Origin of the sequence: Paenibacillus polygoni, from assembly GCF_030263935.1 — a bacterium.
Lineage (GTDB): Bacteria > Bacillota > Bacilli > Paenibacillales > Paenibacillaceae > Paenibacillus > Paenibacillus polygoni.
On the sequence record NZ_CP127162.1, the window covers coordinates 3,470,081 to 3,489,913 of the forward strand.

The 19,833-nt window shown below is 42.1% G+C and carries 22 protein-coding genes; 3 read left to right on the top strand and 19 right to left on the bottom strand.

Translation table 11 applies throughout. From position 1 onward, the window contains the following. Positions 1-46 precede the first annotated feature (46 nt). The 3 genes from QPK24_RS16635 to lpdA form a co-directional block, all read right to left on the bottom strand. Positions 47-1,033, bottom strand: a complete 987-nt coding sequence (locus tag QPK24_RS16635; protein ID WP_285743050.1) for an alpha-ketoacid dehydrogenase subunit beta — start codon at positions 1,031-1,033, stop codon at positions 47-49. Continuing rightward, a complete protein-coding gene (locus QPK24_RS16640) occupies positions 1,033-2,049 on the bottom strand; it encodes a thiamine pyrophosphate-dependent dehydrogenase E1 component subunit alpha (protein ID WP_285749377.1) in 1,017 nt (338 codons plus the stop codon). Before QPK24_RS16640 ends, QPK24_RS16635 begins: the two co-directional genes overlap by 1 nt. A gap of 200 nt (positions 2,050-2,249) precedes the next feature. Further along, positions 2,250-3,671: a dihydrolipoyl dehydrogenase gene (gene lpdA / locus QPK24_RS16645; RefSeq protein ID WP_285743052.1), complete on the bottom strand. Its 1,422-nt coding sequence runs from the start codon at positions 3,669-3,671 to the stop codon at positions 2,250-2,252. A gap of 161 nt (positions 3,672-3,832) precedes the next feature. Between lpdA and QPK24_RS16650 the strand changes: the two genes are divergently transcribed. Both QPK24_RS16650 and QPK24_RS16655 read left to right on the top strand, forming a co-directional pair. After that, complete coding sequence (locus tag QPK24_RS16650; protein ID WP_285743054.1) at positions 3,833-4,117, top strand: DUF2627 domain-containing protein; 285 nt, start codon at positions 3,833-3,835, stop codon at positions 4,115-4,117. 88 nt (positions 4,118-4,205) lie between these two features. Continuing rightward, a complete protein-coding gene (locus QPK24_RS16655) occupies positions 4,206-4,580 on the top strand; it encodes a potassium channel family protein (protein WP_285743056.1) in 375 nt (124 codons plus the stop codon). Between the two features lie 52 nt (positions 4,581-4,632). Here the strand turns inward: QPK24_RS16655 and QPK24_RS16660 are convergent, their stop codons facing one another. Next, complete coding sequence (locus QPK24_RS16660) at positions 4,633-4,854, bottom strand: hypothetical protein (protein ID WP_285743058.1); 222 nt, start codon at positions 4,852-4,854, stop codon at positions 4,633-4,635. Between the two features lie 175 nt (positions 4,855-5,029). Between QPK24_RS16660 and QPK24_RS16665 the strand changes: the two genes are divergently transcribed. Beyond that, a complete protein-coding gene (locus tag QPK24_RS16665; protein ID WP_285743061.1) occupies positions 5,030-5,635 on the top strand; it encodes a thymidine kinase in 606 nt (201 codons plus the stop codon). An 83-nt stretch (positions 5,636-5,718) separates the two neighbouring features. On the opposite strand, the gene QPK24_RS16670 is transcribed toward QPK24_RS16665, so the two are convergent. The 15 genes from QPK24_RS16670 to amaP all read right to left on the bottom strand — a co-directional run bounded on the left by QPK24_RS16670 (position 5,719) and on the right by amaP (position 19,798). After that, entirely contained in the window at positions 5,719-6,198 is a 480-nt protein-coding gene (locus tag QPK24_RS16670) for a hypothetical protein (protein WP_160033417.1), read from the bottom strand. A gap of 519 nt (positions 6,199-6,717) precedes the next feature. Further along, positions 6,718-7,527, bottom strand: coding sequence for a sporulation transcription factor Spo0A (gene spo0A, locus QPK24_RS16675; protein ID WP_160033419.1), 810 nt, complete (start codon positions 7,525-7,527; stop codon positions 6,718-6,720). Between the two features lie 187 nt (positions 7,528-7,714). Next, positions 7,715-9,049, bottom strand: a complete 1,335-nt coding sequence (gene spoIVB / locus QPK24_RS16680) for a SpoIVB peptidase (protein WP_285743064.1) — start codon at positions 9,047-9,049, stop codon at positions 7,715-7,717. A gap of 100 nt (positions 9,050-9,149) precedes the next feature. Next, a complete protein-coding gene (gene recN / locus QPK24_RS16685; protein ID WP_285743065.1) occupies positions 9,150-10,889 on the bottom strand; it encodes a DNA repair protein RecN in 1,740 nt (579 codons plus the stop codon). A 152-nt stretch (positions 10,890-11,041) separates the two neighbouring features. Beyond that, the gene (gene ahrC, locus QPK24_RS16690) at positions 11,042-11,491 is read right to left on the bottom strand and encodes a transcriptional regulator AhrC/ArgR (protein ID WP_160033425.1); all 450 of its coding nucleotides are present in this window, start codon (positions 11,489-11,491) and stop codon (positions 11,042-11,044) included. Between the two features lie 37 nt (positions 11,492-11,528). Then, positions 11,529-12,011 carry a hypothetical protein gene (locus tag QPK24_RS16695; protein ID WP_285743067.1) on the bottom strand — a complete coding sequence of 161 codons (483 nt, stop codon included), beginning with the start codon at positions 12,009-12,011 and terminating at the stop codon, positions 11,529-11,531. A 106-nt stretch (positions 12,012-12,117) separates the two neighbouring features. Further along, on the bottom strand, positions 12,118-12,945 hold the full coding sequence (locus tag QPK24_RS16700; protein ID WP_285743069.1) for a TlyA family RNA methyltransferase: 828 nt from the start codon (positions 12,943-12,945) through the stop codon (positions 12,118-12,120). A 36-nt stretch (positions 12,946-12,981) separates the two neighbouring features. Beyond that, positions 12,982-14,889 carry a 1-deoxy-D-xylulose-5-phosphate synthase gene (gene dxs / locus QPK24_RS16705; protein ID WP_285743071.1) on the bottom strand — a complete coding sequence of 636 codons (1,908 nt, stop codon included), beginning with the start codon at positions 14,887-14,889 and terminating at the stop codon, positions 12,982-12,984. Positions 14,890-15,017: 128 nt separating this feature from the next. After that, positions 15,018-15,920 carry a polyprenyl synthetase family protein gene (locus QPK24_RS16710; RefSeq protein WP_407082922.1) on the bottom strand — a complete coding sequence of 301 codons (903 nt, stop codon included), beginning with the start codon at positions 15,918-15,920 and terminating at the stop codon, positions 15,018-15,020. Beyond that, positions 15,917-16,171, bottom strand: coding sequence for an exodeoxyribonuclease VII small subunit (gene xseB, locus QPK24_RS16715; RefSeq protein WP_285743073.1), 255 nt, complete (start codon positions 16,169-16,171; stop codon positions 15,917-15,919). Before xseB ends, QPK24_RS16710 begins: the two co-directional genes overlap by 4 nt. Next, positions 16,161-17,522, bottom strand: a complete 1,362-nt coding sequence (gene xseA, locus QPK24_RS16720) for an exodeoxyribonuclease VII large subunit (protein WP_285743076.1) — start codon at positions 17,520-17,522, stop codon at positions 16,161-16,163. Before xseA ends, xseB begins: the two co-directional genes overlap by 11 nt. 14 nt (positions 17,523-17,536) lie before the next feature. Then, positions 17,537-18,394 carry a bifunctional methylenetetrahydrofolate dehydrogenase/methenyltetrahydrofolate cyclohydrolase FolD gene (folD, locus tag QPK24_RS16725; protein WP_160033437.1) on the bottom strand — a complete coding sequence of 286 codons (858 nt, stop codon included), beginning with the start codon at positions 18,392-18,394 and terminating at the stop codon, positions 17,537-17,539. Between the two features lie 23 nt (positions 18,395-18,417). Continuing rightward, a complete protein-coding gene (gene nusB, locus QPK24_RS16730; RefSeq protein ID WP_285743080.1) occupies positions 18,418-18,867 on the bottom strand; it encodes a transcription antitermination factor NusB in 450 nt (149 codons plus the stop codon). A gap of 144 nt (positions 18,868-19,011) precedes the next feature. Continuing rightward, positions 19,012-19,245: a DUF2273 domain-containing protein gene (locus QPK24_RS16735; RefSeq protein ID WP_285743082.1), complete on the bottom strand. Its 234-nt coding sequence runs from the start codon at positions 19,243-19,245 to the stop codon at positions 19,012-19,014. Between the two features lie 13 nt (positions 19,246-19,258). Next, entirely contained in the window at positions 19,259-19,798 is a 540-nt protein-coding gene (gene amaP, locus QPK24_RS16740) for an alkaline shock response membrane anchor protein AmaP (protein WP_285743084.1), read from the bottom strand. Between the last annotated feature and the right edge of the window lie 35 nt (positions 19,799-19,833).

Sequence of the window (19,833 nt, forward strand, 5' to 3'; positions counted from 1 at the left end):
TTTTGTCACTCCAATTCTTCCCCCTCATCTCTGAGGAGGCCTAGTCTTAATACATTGCAAGCTTAAGCATTGCATCTTTTACTTTATCTTTACTCAGCATGTAGAATCTTTCCATTGGTGGACTGATCGGCATTGCAGGCACATCAGGACCGCAAAGACGTTCAATCGGAGCATCCAGATCAAACAGACATTCTTCATTAATAATGGCAGATACTTCTGCTCCGACTCCGCCTGTTTTGTTATCTTCATGGATAATAAGCACTTTCCCCGTATGTTTTGCTGCAGCTATGATCGCTTCTTTATCAAGAGGCTGTAGTGTACGCAGGTCCAAAACATGCGCAGTGATTCCTTGTTCTTTTTCGAGTTCCTCTGCGGCTTGCATTACAAAATGCAGCGGCTGTGAGTAAGCAATCACGGTAATATCGTCACCTTCACGAAGTAAGTTGGCCTTACCAATCGGTACGATGTAATCTTCTTCAGGCACTTCTTCCTTCGAGAGACGATACATTTTTTTATTTTCAAAGAAAAGCACAGGATCTGGATCACGAACTGCTGCTTTAAGAAGCCCCTTCGCATCATATGCGGTATAAGGTGCTACAATCTTAAGCCCCGGGGTGCCAAAGAAAATGGATTCCGGACACTGAGAGTGGTATAGACCACCAAAAATACCGCCGCCGATTGGCGCACGAATTACAACAGGACAGCTCCAATCATTGTTCGATCTATATCTAATTTTAGCAGCTTCACTAATAATTTGGTTGGTTGCTGGAAGCATGAAATCAGAATATTGCATCTCCGCAATCGGCTTCATTCCATACATAGCGGCACCAATAGCTACCCCTGCAATTGCTGATTCCGATAAAGGTGTATCCATCACGCGCATTTCACCAAACTGTTCCATAAGTCCTTTGGTTGTCGTGAATACGCCGCCTTTAACCCCAACATCTTCGCCAAGCACAAATACGGACTCATCGCGTTCCATTTCTTCTTTCATCGCGAGTCTGATCGCATCAATATACTCCATTTCAGCCATTACCATTTCCCTCCTGACTCATCATCGGCATACACATGCAGCAGGGTATCTTCCGGCTTCGGAAACGGAGCATTGTCTGCATATTCCGTCGCTTCTTTCAGTTCCATACTAAGCTGTGCAGCCAGATCTGCATCTCGCTCTTCATCCCATAAACCACAGTCAATCAAATATTGTTTCATTTTGGCAAGGCCGTCTTTTTTCCAGTTCTCTTCTACTTCTTCTTTTGTCCGGTAAGCGAGATCGTTATCTGAAGTGGAATGTGGAGACAACCGGTACATCATTGCTTCTATGAGTGTTGGGCCTTCTCCCGCTACCGCACGTTCGCGTGCTTCTTTTACAGCAGCATACACGGCTAGGGCATCATTACCATCTACCTGAATTCCCGGGAACCCATACCCGAGAGCACGATCACTTACTTTTCCGCTAAGCTGTTTGTGAATAGGCACAGAGATGGCATATTGATTATTCTCAACCATGATAATAACCGGAAGTTTATGAACGCCCGCAAAGTTACTTCCTTCATGAAAGTCTCCCTGATTACTTGAACCTTCGCCAAAAGTTACGAAAGAGACAAAATCTTTCTTCTGCATTTTCGCTGCAAGCGCAAAACCAACCGCATGCGGCACTTGCGTAGTTACAGGACTTGATCCTGTTACAATACGAAGGCGTTTGCTTCCAAAATGTCCAGGCATTTGGCGGCCTCCACTGTTCGGGTCTTCTGCTTTCGCAAAAGCGGACAGCATGAGTTCACGCGGTGTCATTCCTACGGCCATAACAAATCCATAATCTCGATAATAAGGCAGGAAATAATCCTTTTCACGATCAAGCGCAAAAGCAGCAGCTACCTGAGCTGTCTCTTGACCAATACCGGAAACATGGAAATTGATTTTACCCGCTCTTTGTAAAAGCATACAGCGTTCATCAAATTTACGGGCCAGGAGCATATATTTGTACATATCAATAACCTGACCATCAGATAGACCAAGCTCATTATGTTTGTACTGTTTAGAAGTCATATTATTTAAGTTCAAAACTAGCGAACCCTCCTTTTAGAGTAGCTCAAGTGTCTTAGGTATTATCTTGTCTTATAACCTGGTACTAAGACTTGGCTTAAGCACATTATACTCGTTTTGTTTGCAAAAAGAAAAGAGATAAAGCACATTGATGACAAGTGTCATGTTTCATTTCCGCTATGAAATTACTAGTAATGCAGGTGTTACATTCCGATTGCATTACCGTCTACGGCAAGCATTGCTTCACCCATAATCTCCGATAAAGAAGGATGTGGATGCACAAGCTGTCCTATTTCCCAAGGGGTTGCATCTAATAGCTGAGCAAGCGCCGCTTCACTGATTAGATCTGTAACATGAGTTCCAATCATATGAACTCCCAAAATATCATTGGTGTTCTCATCGGCAATTACTTTAACAAAGCCTTCTTGATGTCCGTGTACCAAAGCTTTGCCAATCGCCTGAAAAGGAAACTTCCCAATCTTGACCTTGTAACCAAGATCTCTAGCTTGTTTTTCTGTATATCCAACACTCGCTGCCTCAGGTCTAGAATAGATGGCTCTTGGAATAAATTGATCCGGAGTCGCATGCACCGTTTCACCTGACATATGATGTACGGCACGAATTCCTTCGTGGGAAGCAACATGAGCAAGCTGGAGGCCTCCGATACAGTCGCCGATCGCATAAATATGAGGAACAGCCGTCTGTAACTGTTTATTCACCTCAATGAATCCATTAGATAATTTGATATCCGTGTTCTCAATCCCAATATTCTCGACATTTGCTATTCGTCCAACCGAGATTAATATTTTTGAAGCTGATAAAGTTTCGTTTCCCGCACTCGACTGTATATCAATCGAAATGGAATCACCATGGTCTGTGTATGTATTCGTCATGACCTGGGAACCTGTTCTTACCTCTACTCCTCGTTTGACAAGCAGTCGTTTCATTTCCGCTGCAATCTCTTGATCTTCTTGGGGGAGAATGTGATCTGCTGCCTCAACAAGCGTCACTTTTACATTGAAATCAGATAGCATCGATGCCCATTCTACTCCAATAACTCCGCCGCCAACGATAATGATGGAATCCGGCAGGTCGTCCATTCGAAGAGCCTCGTCGCTTGTCATAATCTTATCGCCCTCAGGTTCAAGTCCTGGCAGCGTTCTAGGACGAGTTCCCGTAGCAATAATTAGATTTGCGGGTACCACATTTTCCATCTCTCCATTATCAAGTTCAACGGCAAGAGCACCGCTTTTTGGAGAAAAAATCGAAGGACCAATGACTCTGCCTTTTCCATGCAAAACAGTTATCTTATTTTTACGCATGAGATACTCGACACCCTGATGGAGCTGCTTCACGATGGCTTCTTTTCTTTCTTGAACTTTAGGGAATACTAAAGTTGCCCCCGAGGTTTCAATACCATAACTTGCGCTATCTTTAATATCTGCATATACTTCTGCACTTCGAAGTAGTGCCTTGCTTGGAATGCACCCCCGGTGAAGACACGTTCCGCCTAGTTTATCTTTTTCTACAATAACGACAGATTTACCTAATTGAGCAGCTCGGATCGCAGCCACATAGCCACCTGTTCCCCCGCCCAAGATTGCCACATCACATTCTATTGCCATAAAAAATCATTCCCCCAATTCTTCCGCGTTGTTATTAATTTATGTTCTATTGTACTCTCACTTCTCTGGAATCACAAAACAAGCCCATCTAATAGACAGTAACTAGAAGACAAGGTATCATATAGAAATACTACATGCGTATGAGAAGGGGTTTTTGCACGATGAAGCTTATGCTTTCCCGCTTTCTTGCCATTGTCATTCTCGTTATTCCTGGTCTTGGAGCCATGAAAGGTTTTTTAATGATCAAAGATTCGTTGTTTCATTACTATGCTGCTCATGGTGATGACCTTGTAACCGTCCCGCGCTTTGAATGGCTTCACTTTAGCTTAGGCGTTCTTCTATTTGCCGCGTGCATGGCTTTCCTTGGCGGCTGGATTCTTTTTCGTGATCGAAAACGTAATTATGTCGGACCTCGTTTCAAACAGAAACAAGATATGGATACATAGCTCAGAATCCCTGAAAACTTTACCTTTACGGCTGAAATCAATATAATTTACTCTTAAGTATCTTTTTCGAAGATAGGGGTTTCTGACGATGATTTCATTTTTACTTACACTTAAGAGATTAATCAAAGGATTGTTTCATGGTTTTAAAGATAAAAGATTTCTTGCTCTTTTAACCTTGACCTTAGCTACCCTGCTCTCAGGAACTCTGTTTTATTCCAGTGTAGAGAATATGAGTTATATTGATGCGCTCTACTTTTCTGCAGTTACTCTAACAACTGTTGGTCACCCAACACTCACGCCGGTTACGACTTTTGGCAAGTTGTTTACGATCATTTACATGTTTGCAGGGATCGGTATTACAATAGCCATGATCGCTCGAATTACGCTTGGCATTGTTTTTCCAGAAAAGCTAGGCGATGAAAGATCTGAAGAAGAAGTATCTGCAGATCCATCTGAACAGTAATTAATGTCAGACCTTCTTACCAAGTAAGAAGGTTTTTTTATTATCTAATTATTTATTCATACAATGCATCTCTTAGTTTCGTAGACATATTTGAACCACCGGTTGCTTTTTGCAATATTTGTTTTTTTAACCGTTGATTCTGTGCTTGTACAGCAGAGAATTCAGCTAATAAATCAGATATGAATTTTTCAGTATCGGGAGTAATTGTCTCCTTTTCTTGCAGTATTTCAAACTTCTTTTGCCAAGCATTATATTTTTCATCATTATTCATCATGTTCACCTCATCCTTATCAACCATATCATGTTAGAAGAAATTGTGCATAATTTTACACTCCATGATCTAACAAAATAGTGGCTTCTGTGCTTTTATTTATGTTACTCTATAATGGCTCTTTTGGAGAAACCAAAAGTTTTAGAGCGGATTGTGCTAAAGAGAGGAAGATATCGCTGTGTCAAAAGGTCGTATTACTGTTATTACCGGACCCATGTTCAGTGAAAAATCAGGGGAACTGATCAGACGCTGTCAAAAACTAATGAAATATGGACGCCAGAAGGTCGTTGCCTATAAACCTGTTGAAGATGACCGATTTGAAATCGACGAAATCGTAAGTCGGATCGGATACAAATTACCTGCAATCCCGATTCCAAAACAACTTACTCCGCAAATCGTTGAAAAAATACTAGAACAAACCAAAGATGCAGATGTGGTTGCTTTCGATGAGGTACAGTTCTTTAGCAGAGAAATCATGGATATTGCCGAAGAACTCGCTTATTGCGGAAAACACGTCATCGTGGATGGTTTAAATATGGATTATCGCGGTAAAGAATTCGGATATGTTGGCGGATTACTCGCCATGTCCGATGATATTGAAAAACTATCAGCCTTCTGCGCCGTATGTGGAAGCCCTGATGCAGCATTTACCCAACGTATCGTTAATGGCGAGCCGGTCACCCTTGGTCCTGTCGTCATGATCGGAGATTCCGAAGCATACGAACCGAGATGCCGCAATTGTTTTGTCCCGCCTCATAAAGTGAAATGTGATGAAGGAAATTAAATAAAGGAGTGTCCGGTATACACCCGGCACTCCTTTACTTTTCAGCTGTCGACAAAGCGGTAGCTGTGCAAATCCATCTACCATTATTGTTCCCGTGTAACAAAGTACTTATTAGTCATATAGTAAGCATCACCGCGGGATGTCTCTACCATACCTTTTTTCGGGTCCAAGAATACAATTTCCTTACACTTCGTACAATACCACTTTGTTCGTTTGTACGGAGACTCGGTAACATAAGCAGTTCCACATTTGCAATCAATTTTCATTAAAATCTCATTGGCACGATATGCGGTTGATAGACGATCCATATTATCTTGTTGTTGAACAGGCACGATTACATTTTGATAGTCAGAGAACTGATTTTGAACTTTAAAGTCAGAGACAAGTGAAGGATTTAATCCAAAGAATTCTTTACCGATCTCAGCAATAAACTTCGTATCGTTTCTGTAACAATGAATCCATTCCTGAATCTGTTTATTGGACAATGGAACTGTCCCCTTAACACCGCTGTTCAGTGTGTATGTCATGATATATAGTGTGTCGTCTTGTTTGCTTGAGTACATTAGAAACCTCCTTATTCTCTGCTAATGTACTACAACTCTTTTACGAAAGCAAAGGCTATTCTCCATGTAATTATCACCAAATGTGGGACTTGTCGTAAACTATGGATTTTAGTTATATTCTAAGCATCTTATTACTTTTATCATTATATTCACATTCTTTGCATAAACCTGTAACTTTACCAGAAGGGCTTGCATAAAAGTGCAGTCTTTTATACTTATTGCATTTTTCACATTTCTGGACTTTCTGCATCTTTTTATTATGATCATTTTTGCGATAATGATCCAAATAGACTACATTGGAAGATTTCTTTACCTTGCTTACGTGATATCGTCTATAAGTGATCCAAGTGAAGCATGAAGCAACAATACCTATGATCGACAACCATAACATGGGTCTCTTCCCCTTTCATAATTCCCGAAAAAGCGCCTACCTTCTCTTCGGGTAAGCGCATTTTATCATAAGGTTCGAAGGGCGTTGTTCCAGAAATAAACAATCCAAGTCATCTTTAAGATCCTTTATTAAGATACTTTATTCTCAATTCTAAGTTTGTCAGCTACCATCGCAATAAATTCACTGTTCGTCGGTTTGGATTTACTGATGTTAATCGTATAACCAAACAAATGACTGATTGAGTCGATGTTCCCCCGTGTCCAAGCCACTTCAATCGCATGGCGAATCGCACGTTCAACTCTGGAAGGCGTTGTTTTGAATTTCTCAGCGATTGCTGGATATAATGTTTTGGTAATCGCTCCGAGGATTTCGATATTGTTATATACCATAGTGATTGCTTCCCGCAAATATTGATATCCCTTAATATGAGCAGGCACACCAATTTCATGAATAATGGAAGTAATACTCGCATCCAAATTTCTTGATTTTCCGATAGGAACAACATTTGATTTTTGGGAGGAGGATATCATTTGTGAACCATTACTTGCGATTGCTTGAGCACCAAATAGCTGCCTTACTCGATTTGCAAGGACTTCCATATCAAAGGGCTTCAAAATATAATAAGAAGCTCCTAATTGTACAGCACGCTGAGTAATGTTCTCTTGCCCAAAAGCAGTAAGCATGATTACCTTAGGCTGCGGAGATAAATTCATTTCGCGCAAGCGTTCAAGCACTCCTAGACCATCGAGATGAGGCATAATAATATCAAGGATTAATACATCAGGTACAGACTTTGCTTCTTGAATGATCTGAAGTACCTCCTCACCGTTATACGCGATGCCCGTTACTTCCATGTCCTCTTGATTAGATATATATTCAGCTAGTAAATTAGTAAACTCCCGGTTATCATCAGCCAATAATATTTCAATATTTTGCAAATGTTTTTCCTCCCTTAGACAATTGTTGATGCTCATTCCCTTACAGCTTAAGATTTTCGACACACAAAAGGAAAATCCTTCTGTCGAAAAATATTTTCTTTATTTTTTTTAGCCATTGATTTATAATATTGTATTTTATTTCATTTTATGATTTTCTTCTTATGTATTCGACAAAAAATCTTAAGGCTTAACTCGCCTTAAGATTCATTGTTTGCTTATTAGGGATTACTACGCCAGCATCTTCTAACATCCATTCAATGAAACATCCATAACCCGATTTAGGGTCATTCACAAATACATGGGTTACAGCTCCAATAAGTTTGCCATTCTGTATAATTGGGCTGCCGCTCATCCCTTGTACGATACCACCTGTCTTATCAATTAGACGTTTATCAGTAATACGAATAACAAGTCCTTTTGTAGCCGCATGATCTTGAGGTGAGACATGAACGACATCTACCGTAAATCGCTCCACCTTTTGTCCTTCGAGAACCGTTAAAATTTCAGCAGGTCCTTCTTTCACTTCATGTGCAAATGCGACAGGGATAGGCTTTTGATATAAACTGTGTTCTGGGTTCACAGGCATTTTTCCAAAAATTCCAAAGGGAGTATTTCTTTCGATATTTCCAAGAATTCTGCTTTCTTTCGTAAAAATCGCTCGTTTCTCACCTGGATCGCCAGTTTCGCTCTTCGCAATAGAAGTAACATTCGATTGGACAATCTCGCCGCTGCCAACCACAATTGGCGTTTGCGTGTTCATGTCAGTGATCACATGACCTAAAGCTCCATACACACCTTGATCTGGTGCATAGAAAGTTAAAGTACCCACACCGGCGGCTGAGTCCCTAATATAGAGGCCAAGACGCCAAACCTGATCTTCTTCATCAAACACAGGGGTTAACTTTGTCTTGATGACTTTTCCTTGACGAGATAAGGTAATATCAATGGGTTTCTTCGTCTTTCCTGACTCAAGAACGGTATCAGCAACCGCGTTGACCCCTGTGATCGCTTTGCCATTCATATGAGTCAATAAGTCACCCAGTTTGATACCTGCTTCTTCCCCTGGGGATACAGGATCCTTACTTGTTACGTGTACCAAATGGTGACCTACAACCAGGATACCGGCAGACTTTACCTTAACACCGATGGTTTGTCCCCCTGGTACTACCTTCAAATCAGGCACGACATGCACATCTGTCGTTTTTAGCGGGATTTTTCCAAACAACTTCCATGTAAGTTTTGTCGTCCCCTCTTGTTGAGGATTCAACTGAATGGAATGTTGCCTGGCAGAAACCGAAAGTTTAGAGGAGGTTTCCTTCTTTACTTGCAGCACCTCTGATTGATCAGAGACGGTCGCATCCACGGGCGCAGATACTTCAAGGTGTGTTTCCCGTCCGGCTAACAAACGTAGCTCATCTGGCAATGAGGCATAACTAAACACGGGCAAGAGGGTCTGTCCGAACAGACAGATAGATAAGACAACAATAAGGCCAATAAGTTTCTTTCCAAGGTTAAGCTTCAAGTGGCTGTCACACTCCCTTTGCTTCGTTCGCTTGACGAAAGGTGGTCGCCAATTGCGTAACTATAACATAACCTTGGACCTAGCCTTTTATTACTGTCAATCATTGCTCCGTAAGTACTTCAGCCCCTTTTTTGGCTTCCGCAAGTTTAAGCATTTCCTGTGCATGGTGTCTTGTTTTTTCTGTAATTTCAACACCGCCAAGCATCCTTGCGAGTTCCATGATTCGTCCTTCTTCAGATAGTTCATCGACCTGTGTCATCGTCCGTTCCTGATGCACTTTTTTCTCAATTAGATATTGATGATCGGCCATACAAGCCACTTGTGGCAAATGTGTAATAGAGAAGACCTGACAAGTGGAAGAAAGAAGGAACAATTTTTCTGCAATGGACTGAGCTGCTCTTCCGCTTACTCCGGTATCTACTTCGTCAAAGATCAGTACAGGGATCTGATCGTGTCTTGCGAAAATACTCTTAAGGGCAAGCATAATCCGCGACATCTCCCCACCCGAAGCAATCTTGCCTAGGGGTCTTAGGGGTTCACCTGGGTTTGCCGATATTAGAAATTCCACACTGTCAATTCCTTGTTTTGTAATCCGGATCCGCTGACCATTCCATTCGAATCCGCGAGGGTCCTCTACGACAGAAATCTGAGCCTTCATGGATGTTCGTTCCATCTGTAAATCCTTTAGTTCTCGTTCCACTTTTTCGGATAACTCTTCTGCACATTTCTTGCGAGCCATGCTCATTTTCTCTGCTGTAATCAGTAATTCTGCCAAGTAACGATCACGTTCGGCAAGTAATTTTTCCATGCGCTCATCTTTATTCTCAAGCTGATCTGTTTCCCGCTCAATTTGGGCATAATACTCGAGAATGGTTTCTACGTTATCCCCGTATTTACGCTTTAGACCCGTAATCATATTGAGTCGTTCTTCCACTTCTCCAAGTCTTGCCGGGTTAAATTCGATATCATCACGATATCCGCGAAGCTGAAACGCAGCATCTTCCAATTGGTAAAAAGCAGACTGAAGCTGGTCTAATATAGGCTTAATTCCTTTTTGATCATAACCGCTTATATCTTCAAGCTTTGAGATTGCGTAACTAACTGCCTCAAGCCCCTGAGAGCCTTGGAGAATATCGTAAGCACCTGCAACCGAGTCCATCATTTTTTCGCTATGGGATAGTTTGACCTTTTCTTCATGCAGTAATTCATCTTCGCCTGGTACGAGTTTGGCGGCTGAGATTTCTTCTAACTGGAACCGATACATATCAAGTAATTGATATGCTTTTTGACTTGACTCCTGAAGCTGACGAACTTCTTTTTCTACTTTTACGAATGCTTTATACTGCTCTGTATATTTCAGCTTTATCGGACCAATGATACTTTCTCCATATGTATCGAGCAGACCTAAGTGCTTCTCTGCCCGCAATAAACTTTGATGTTCATGTTGTCCGTGGATATTAATGAGCTGTTCTCCAACCTCACGTAACATGGTCAAGTTAACGAGTTGTCCATTAATACGAGATACACTTTTGCCCGTTGAAATGAGTTCACGGCGTATAATTAAATGTTCGTCTGATCTTGCCTGAATACCGAGCCCTGATAAGGTCTGCCATACGGGATGAGAGCCTGGAAGTTCAAACATGGCTTCCATCTCTGCTTTGTCACAGCCATATCGTATGAGATCAGCTGAACCTCTGCCTCCCGCAATAAGACCAAGTGCATCTATAATAATCGATTTACCTGCGCCCGTTTCCCCGGTAAGTACGTGAAACCCCGCATGGAAATGGACATCCACCGCTTCAACAACTGCTAAATTTCGAATAGATAGTGTAGAAAGCACAGCATTGCACCTCCGATGATCACGTTTATTACGTGTAATTACGCCCCCGAAAAAATACAGGGAACGTCCGTTTGCTTTTTTCATCTTCGTTTATACTTTACACTATTTTCTCCGAAAAAGAAACGTATGTTCGCTCACTTTTTTATTATATTTTACGAAATATATCCCATGATTTGATTAATAAATGACTTACTGTTTTCTTCTGTTCGGCAAATCACAAGAATGGTATCATCTCCGCTGATGGTTCCCATGATTTCCGGCCATTCAATGTTATCAAGAAGCGCTGCTACGGAATTTGCTGTACCGGGAAGGAACTTCATAACCACAAGATTCGTCGTGTGATCGATACTGAGGAAGTTATCAACTAAAGCGCGTTTTAATTTTTGTCCCGGATTATATCTTTGATCTGTTGGTAAAGAGTATTTATACCTGCCATCTTCTGTAGGTACCTTGATAAGAAGAAGCTCCTTAATATCTCTTGAGACCGTAGCTTGGGTTACTTGATATCCAGACTTACGCAGTGCCTCCACCAGTTCATCCTGTGTTTCTATATCATTTTGACTGATAATTTCACGAATTTTTATATGTCGTTGCCCTTTCATACATGCCTCCAATTGTCGTGCTCATTATTATTCCTGTTTACTCATCCCCTGGATCATACAAATAATCATCTTCATCCAGTAAGGTTATACGCTTAATTGTTTCCTCTTCTGTATCCACATAGAGCAGTCCATCACATGCTGGATAGAGCAAAAGATACAGGAGCATTCGATCTCTAACCCCTGATCCTGTCCATTCTACCTTCATGCGGCTCTTGGATATTTTAACAATATAAACCTCGTCTTCCTTTTCGGCTACATAATCAATAAATAATCTGCTGTAGAGCGTATTTTGATTCACCTGAAAAGAAAGCGGAACCTTTAATTTCCCCCCAATAACTTCGTATCCTTCTCTTTCTAAAATATAAAGAGCTGGATGTTCCTGAATTTCTTCGTTTAACAAAAGTTCAGGCATATGTTCAGGTGCAGGGTCTTGAAGCCATTTACGTACACCATATACTATCCAGATCAACACGATTAAACCAAAAAAAACGATAACCACTTTGTCATATTGGCCTTCCATGCAACCACCTCTACAGAAAATATTCGTGAACTTAGGTTCAATTTCCTGTATGGGGTAACCGGTTCGTATCCCTTATCAGTAAAAGAAACTCATCCGAAGATGAGTTTCAGGTAAACGTATTCGATGCTTGTTTCACCGTAGACTGTATCAAAGCATCTGTATCCATGGATGATTCTGTCCTCATCTCAGGAGGATTTAATCTCCAGTGAGCAAGAAACTCAATATTCCCTTCGCCTCCTGTTATTGGAGAGAAGGTGAGATCCTGGAGTTCAAGGCCAAGTTCCTTCCCATAGGCGATAATGGAATGCAGCACTTCTGCATGCACTTTAGGCTCTCGTATAACACCCGTTTTAGGAACCTTCTCACGACCAGCCTCAAACTGGGGCTTGATCAATGCAGCAATATCCGCTGGTTGTTTAAGCAGGTTCACAAGCGGAGGAAGAATGATTTTTAAAGATATAAAAGATACATCAATACTCGCCACATCCGGTACGGGGCCTGTGAGATCTTCAGGAGTTACATATCTGAAATTGGTTCTTTCCATGACCGTTACCCGGGGATCATTACGTAATGACCAATCCAGCTGATTATAACCTACATCAATTGCATACACATGAGCAGCGCCATGCTGCAATGCACAATCGGTGAATCCCCCAGTGGACGAACCAATATCGAGCATTGTTCTTCCTTCCATGTTCAGATGGAAATGTTTGATTGCTTTTTCCAGCTTCAAACCTCCGCGACCCACATAAGGATGAACTGCACCTTTTACCTTTATGACGGACTCCCTTGGAACTTTCATTCCTGGTTTCTCAATCCGCTCTTCATCAGCCAGAACAAGCCCGGCCATAATCGCGGCTTTTGCTTTTTCACGGCTTGCATAAAAACCTTGTTCTACTAATAATATATCAATTCGTTCTTTAGGGACTGACATGAGTTTCTCCTGTTCCAAAATATTTAAGTGATGGGCTCAGGAAGGCAGACTTGTCTTTGGAAGATCATAAGCATATTGTAACTTCAGCTTGCGCATTTCCTCACACACGGATTCTGCCGTAAGACCGACCTCTTCCCGTTGTTCCTTCACACTGCCGTGTTCAACAAACAAATCTGGAATCCCCATAAGGTGAACCTTTGCTTCATACATTCCTTTTTCAGAGAAAAATTCAAGTATGCTGCTACCAAGGCTGCCTGCTTCACAAGCTTCTTCAAGTACAATCATCTTCGTATCATTCTGAGCCAGCTCCATTAAGAGCTCATGATCCAGTGGTTTGAAGAATCGGGCATTAATTACACTTACCTGCATGCCGTCGCGTTTCAGCATTTCCGCAGCTTCTTCCGCCACTTGAATCATAGGACCAGCGGAAATAATGCTATATTTCTCACCTTGTCTTACTGTCTCCCATGAACCAATTGGAATCGTCTTCAGTTCCTGATCCATCGGAACACCGACAACATTAAGTCTAGGATAACGGTAAGCAATCGGTCCGTCATTATATTCGAGAGCCGTCTTCATCATATGTCTGAGCTCATTCTCATCCTTAGGCATCATGATTACAATATTCGGTATATGACGCATAAACGCCACATCATATACACCTTGGTGCGTCTCTCCATCTGGGCCTACAAAACCGGCACGGTCAATAGCAAACATGACGTTCGCATTATGCCGGCAAATATCATGTACGATTTGATCATATGCTCTTTGCATAAAGGTTGAATACACAGCAAATACAGGTTTCAGGCCTTCCATTGCAAGCGATGCACACATCGTTGCCGCATGTTGTTCTGCAATTCCTACATCGACCATCCGGTCAGGGAACTCTTTACTAAATGGAATGAGACCTGAACCGCCCGGCATGGCAGGAGTGACAGCAACAATTCGTTCATCCTGTTTTGCAAGTTCAATTAAAGTTTGACCAAAAATATCCGTATACATCGGATTTCCCACTGATTTCAGTACTTGTCCTGATTCAATCTTATATGGGGAAATACCATGCCATTTTACAGAATCGGCTTCCGCCGGTTTATAACCTTTACCTTTGGTGGTTACTGCATGGACGAGAACCGGTCCATTTACATTATCCGCTTGTTTGAATGTCTCTATAAGTTTCGGCAGATCATGACCATCCACAGGTCCAAGATAAGTAAAACCAAGTTCTTCAAAGAGAACACCGGGTACCATCATATATTTAAAACTGTCTTTGAGCCATCCAGCCGATTTAGCTAATCTGCCGCCAATGGCAGGAATTTTATTCAGAAGATATTCAACTTCATCTTTAGCTTTCAAATAATGGCGATCTGAGCGAATTTTACTCAAATAATTATGCATAGCCCCGACATTAGGTGCTATAGACATTTCATTATCATTGAGAATAACCATCATTTTCTTCTGTTCATGACCAATGTGATTCAGCGCTTCAAAAGCCATACCGCCGGTTAGTGCTCCGTCACCAATAATCGCAATCACTTTATTGTCTTCGCCTTTTAGGTCTCTCGCATATGCCATTCCCATGGCAGCTGACAACGAAGTACTGCTGTGACCGGCTTCCCAGACGTCATGCTCACTTTCATTTCGTTTCACAAATCCGGACATTCCCTTATATTTGCGAAGCGTATCAAAACGATCCATACGGCCTGTAAGTACCTTATGAACATAGGACTGATGACCAACATCATATATCATTTTATCTTTTGGACTGTTATAGCAGTAATGCAGGGCAACCGTGAGCTCTACCACTCCCAAATTCGGCGCCAGATGCCCCCCTGTGTACGATAGCTTCTCAATGAGAAATTGACGTATTTCTTCTGATAGAGAGACTAGTTCATCCACAGACAATGATTTCAGATCGTTAGGTTCCTTAATTTGTGGAAGCAGCACGTGAAATCCCCGCTTTCCTTCATAAATTTTTGATAAGTATCTCCAAACATAGTCCCCATTATATCACATCACAACCTAAATCATAAATTTCGTCATTTTCCGATCATGTATTTAGGCGTTTTTTTCGATTAATGATCTCGTTTCATGAGATAATCTGCTATTTCAAATAGGCGCGTTGGGTCAGGAATTCCCCCTTGGATAAGTGCATCCTTAGCCGACTCTGTGAGACGTTTCACTTCAGCTACGGATTCTTCCATCCCGATGAAGTATGGATAGGTTACCTTCTGCTGAGCAACATCACTCTGTGTTTTCTTGCCGAGTTTCTGTTCATCACCGATTAGATCAAGAATATCGTCCTGTATCTGGAACGCAAGACCCAAATCTCGTCCAAAGATACGTAAAGCATCAAGTTGTTCTTCGTTTGCTCCCGCGATGCGACCTCCCGCTACAAGTGAGAAAATCATCAAATCTCCGGTTTTGTGAAGATGAATATATTCTAATTGAGACATAGAGGTCATTCCTTGCTCACCTTCCATATCTGCAACTTGACCGCCGACCATTCCGCGGGCACCCGCATACTCAGATAGATCTTCCACAATATCAAGTAGACGATCTGCAGGGATACCATACTTTCTACCCGACTGAATGATACTGTAAAAAGCATGCGTTAGCAGTGCATCGCCTGCAAGGATTGCCATGGCTTCTCCGTACACTTTATGATTCGTGAGTCTTCCTCTGCGATAATCATCATTATCCATTGCAGGAAGATCATCATGAATAAGTGAATACGTATGCACCATTTCTACAGCAGCCGCTACCGGTAAGGCCGCTTTGCGGTCTACTCCAAAGGCTTCTGTAGCTGCAAGCACGAGGACAGGGCGCAGTCTTTTTCCACCCGCCATCAGCGAGTACATCATCGATTCTTTTAAATGGGTTGGTACATCCCAATCCGCTGGTATAACCTGCTCAAGTTCATTCATGAGCAGGTCAGCGATGTTCTGGATATAGAGCTCTACGGAAGGTCTCGTCACAGAGAGACACCGCCCTCTTCTTCCATGCCGCCAAATGCTTGTTTGCGGTAAGCTCCGTCTTCTTCTACTATTATCTCAATTTTGCGCTCTACTTGCTCAAGCTTATGGTTACAGAGCTGAGACAGCTTCATTCCACGCTGGAACAGCTCAATTGCTTGTTCCAAAGGGACATCTCCTCGTTCAAGCTGGTTAACCACTTCTTCAAGTTCAGCCATCGCTGCTTCAAAACTGAGTTCCGTTTCATTTGTCATTCTTATCATCCTCCTTTATTTCCCGCACTTCACAGGAGAGTCCGCCATCACTCAGCTTGATCTTAATTACATCACCTGGCATTACATCATTGGTAGATTTCACAAGCTGTTTTTCGTCCTCATTATAGACAAGGCTATAGCCTCTCGACATTACCTTTAGTGGACTTAACGCATCTAGATGTCTAAGATTTGATCCTAGCTTCTGACGTGTTTCTTTTATTTGAATTCGCATTGCTGCTTCGAGCTGTCTCCGGTTTTGTATAACCTGCTTCTGCGCAGCGGCAACTTGGTCTGAAGGATTAAATCTGGACAAAGAGATCTTCATCCGTTCTTGTTTCTCACGTGCAAAGCGCAGCTTAGAATCTGTAGATCGCGAGAGTCTCATGGTCAGCTGATCTAATCGTTCTGTATGCTGAATCAGAGACCGGCTTGGGTTCACCAGCACGGATGAACGGGATAACTGATTTAGACGTTCTCTTCCATGTCTTGCTCTCATCATCAAACTTTGCTTTAGTCTGCGCTTCATTACATCAACTTGGTCCTTAAGTTCCAACTGGTGCGGAACGGCAAGTTCTGCCGCGGCTGTTGGGGTAGCTGCACGAACATCTGCAGCAAAATCAGCAATTGTAAAATCGGTTTCATGACCTACCGCAGAGATGACCGGAATTTCAGAGTCTGTAATCGCTCTTGCGACGATTTCCTCATTAAATGCCCACAGTTCCTCTAAAGAACCGCCTCCGCGGCCCACAATAACCACATCTGCTTCTGCCATTTGATTCACCGCTCGAAGCGCTCTAACGATCGATGGCGCAGCTGTCTTCCCTTGTACAACCACAGGATATAAAATAACCTCAGCAAGTGGATAGCGGCGAGTGATGGTGGTAATAATATCTCTCACTGCTGCACCAGTCGGTGAGGTGATTACGCCAATCGTTTTTGGATATCGTGGCAAAGGACGTTTGCGCTGAGCAGCAAACAAACCTTCCTGTTCTAATTTCTTTTTTAATTGTTCATAAGCCAAATACAGACTGCCGATCCCGTCAGGCTGCATTTGGGTTGCATAAAATTGATATTGTCCATCTCGTTCAAATACGGTGATATTCCCTTGAGCGATGACTCTCGCTCCTTCCTTCGGAATGAAAGGAAGACGCCGATTATGTGTTGCAAACATAATCGACTTAATTCTGCTTCCTTCATCTTTCAGGGTGAAGTACATATGACCGCTCGAATGATGCGTGAAATTCGATATTTCCCCGCGAATCCATACATTTGACAACAGGTTATCTGAATCCATCTTCATCCGAATATAACGATTGATATCTTTTATAGAATAAATTCGCTGTTCTGCCATCAGAACACCCCTTTTTAATTCAAACCATGAGCACGTTTTGCAGAAAGCAGCGTATTTTGCATGAGCATCGTAATTGTCATCGGTCCCACTCCGCCAGGAACAGGAGTAATTGCACCCGATACTTCTTTTGCACTTTCAAAATCAACGTCGCCTGCAAGTTTACCAGAATCTAGACGATTCATGCCTACGTCGATGACAACCGCACCTTCTTTAATATAACTTGCATCGATGAAGTTAGCACGGCCGATAGCCACAACCAGGATGTCTGCTTGTTTTGCAAGTTCCTGCATATTTGCTGTACGAGAATGACACATGGTCACTGTAGCATTTTCGCGCTGTAGAAGCAGAGATACCGGTTTACCTACAATGTTACTGCGACCAATAACAACTGCATGTTTCCCGCTAATTTCGAGCCCCGTACGCTTAATCAGTTCAATAACTCCTGCTGGTGTACAAGGAAGCAAACTGTCGTCTCCAATCACCAAATTACCAACATTTACAGGGTGGAATCCATCAACATCTTTATCCACCGAAATTGCATTTATCACTTTTTTCTCGTCAATATGCCCTGGTAAAGGCAATTGCACCAGAATTCCATTAATACTCATCTGACGGTTCAATCGATCAACTAATGCTAGAAGCTCTTCTTCAGACGTATCTGCAGAAAGGCGATGTACTTCAGAATAGAAACCAAGATCATGACACGCTTTCTCCTTATTGCGTACATAAACTTGTGAAGCCGGGTCTTCTCCAACAAGAACTACAGCAAGCCCTGGGACAATACCTTGTCCTTTTAGCTGTGCCACTTCTTCTGTTATTCCTTTACGAATCTCTTCAGATACCTGTTTTCCGCTAATAATCGTTGCCGTCATGTCTCTTCTCTCCCTTGATTTGACTAGAGGTTTGATTTTAAAGTATCAATATCCTGGATCATTTTTCCGAGTACTCCATTAACAAATTTACCAGATTCAATTGTACCAAAATGTTTGGACAACTCAATCGCCTCGTTAACGGATACTTTTGCTGGTACATCTTCACGATACAACATCTCATAAGCTGCCAATCTCAGAATTTGACGATCGACTCTGGATAAACGGCTCACTTGCCAGCCTTTCAGATAATCGACAAGAAGTTTGTCGAGTGCATCTTTAGTTTCCCATACGCCGCGAACATGCTCAAGTACGTATGCACGCATTGCCTCTTCACTCTTAACCTCAACTTCTCCTTCATTATCTTCCGCTGCTTCCTTAAACAGCATATTTACAGCTTGTTCAGCCTCCACAGCGTTCATTTCCATAGAATACAAACTTTGTACTACAAATTCCCTCGCCAAACGTCTTTTCATTTCCTGCCTCCTGCTTCTTTCTCATATACATAACCTATTATCCTTATTCTTCACACAAAAAAACCTGCGTTATGCTAATCTTTTCCCAAAAATGGACATGAAGAAACTGCAGCTCTTTTTGGCAAAAATAGCATATCACAGGTCTTATTTGAATGGACGCCAGCGTTCAGATAGATAGCCCACCCAGTTCCTCCAAGGAACAACAAGGGGTAAGCTCTCATCTTTTCTTCTGCCAAGCGTATATCCGATAAATACCACGAGTGCAAAGAACAACATATCCCAAAATCCAAACATCAAATAAACGATACCGAAAAATAACCCTCCGGCAACTCCAATAATCCGACCTCTATGACTCTCCCAGATTTCTTTCCACGGCATCCGTGAGTCACCTCTATTCTACTCGGCTCTTATAGTTCGGTGATTGCACAAGATTAGCAATATATACCGATACATGTGATACCGGGATTCCTGTAATTTCTTGTACATAGTCATGAATTGCTTTTTGTAATTCTGTTGTCAGCTGAGGAATTGAACTTTCTCCATCAACGATCGCACGAATTGTAATCTCAAGGCCCGCTTCCGTAACATGGATACGAGACTTCACATCACGAACACTTCGGAATTTAGATGAGGCCTTCAAACAGAGATTTTCGATTGTTTCCATCGAAATCTGGACATCACCATACTCTGTCCGCTGATCAACAGAGGGTAGCGAACCTTGGTCTCTGCGAACAGAAATATAGAAGAACCGCATACTAAGTAAGAACAGAACAGCGGCAACTGAAATAACAATAATGGTTGTCATTTCATCATACTGTCTCTGAGCAAGATCAGGAATAAGACCGCTTAAAAGGAGGATTATCAGTACAGATATAATGCCAACACTTAAACTGTAAATAAACAGCAAAAGCCTGTCCAGTATTTTAGCCACGAACAGAATAACCTCCTCAATCAACAAATAAAAAA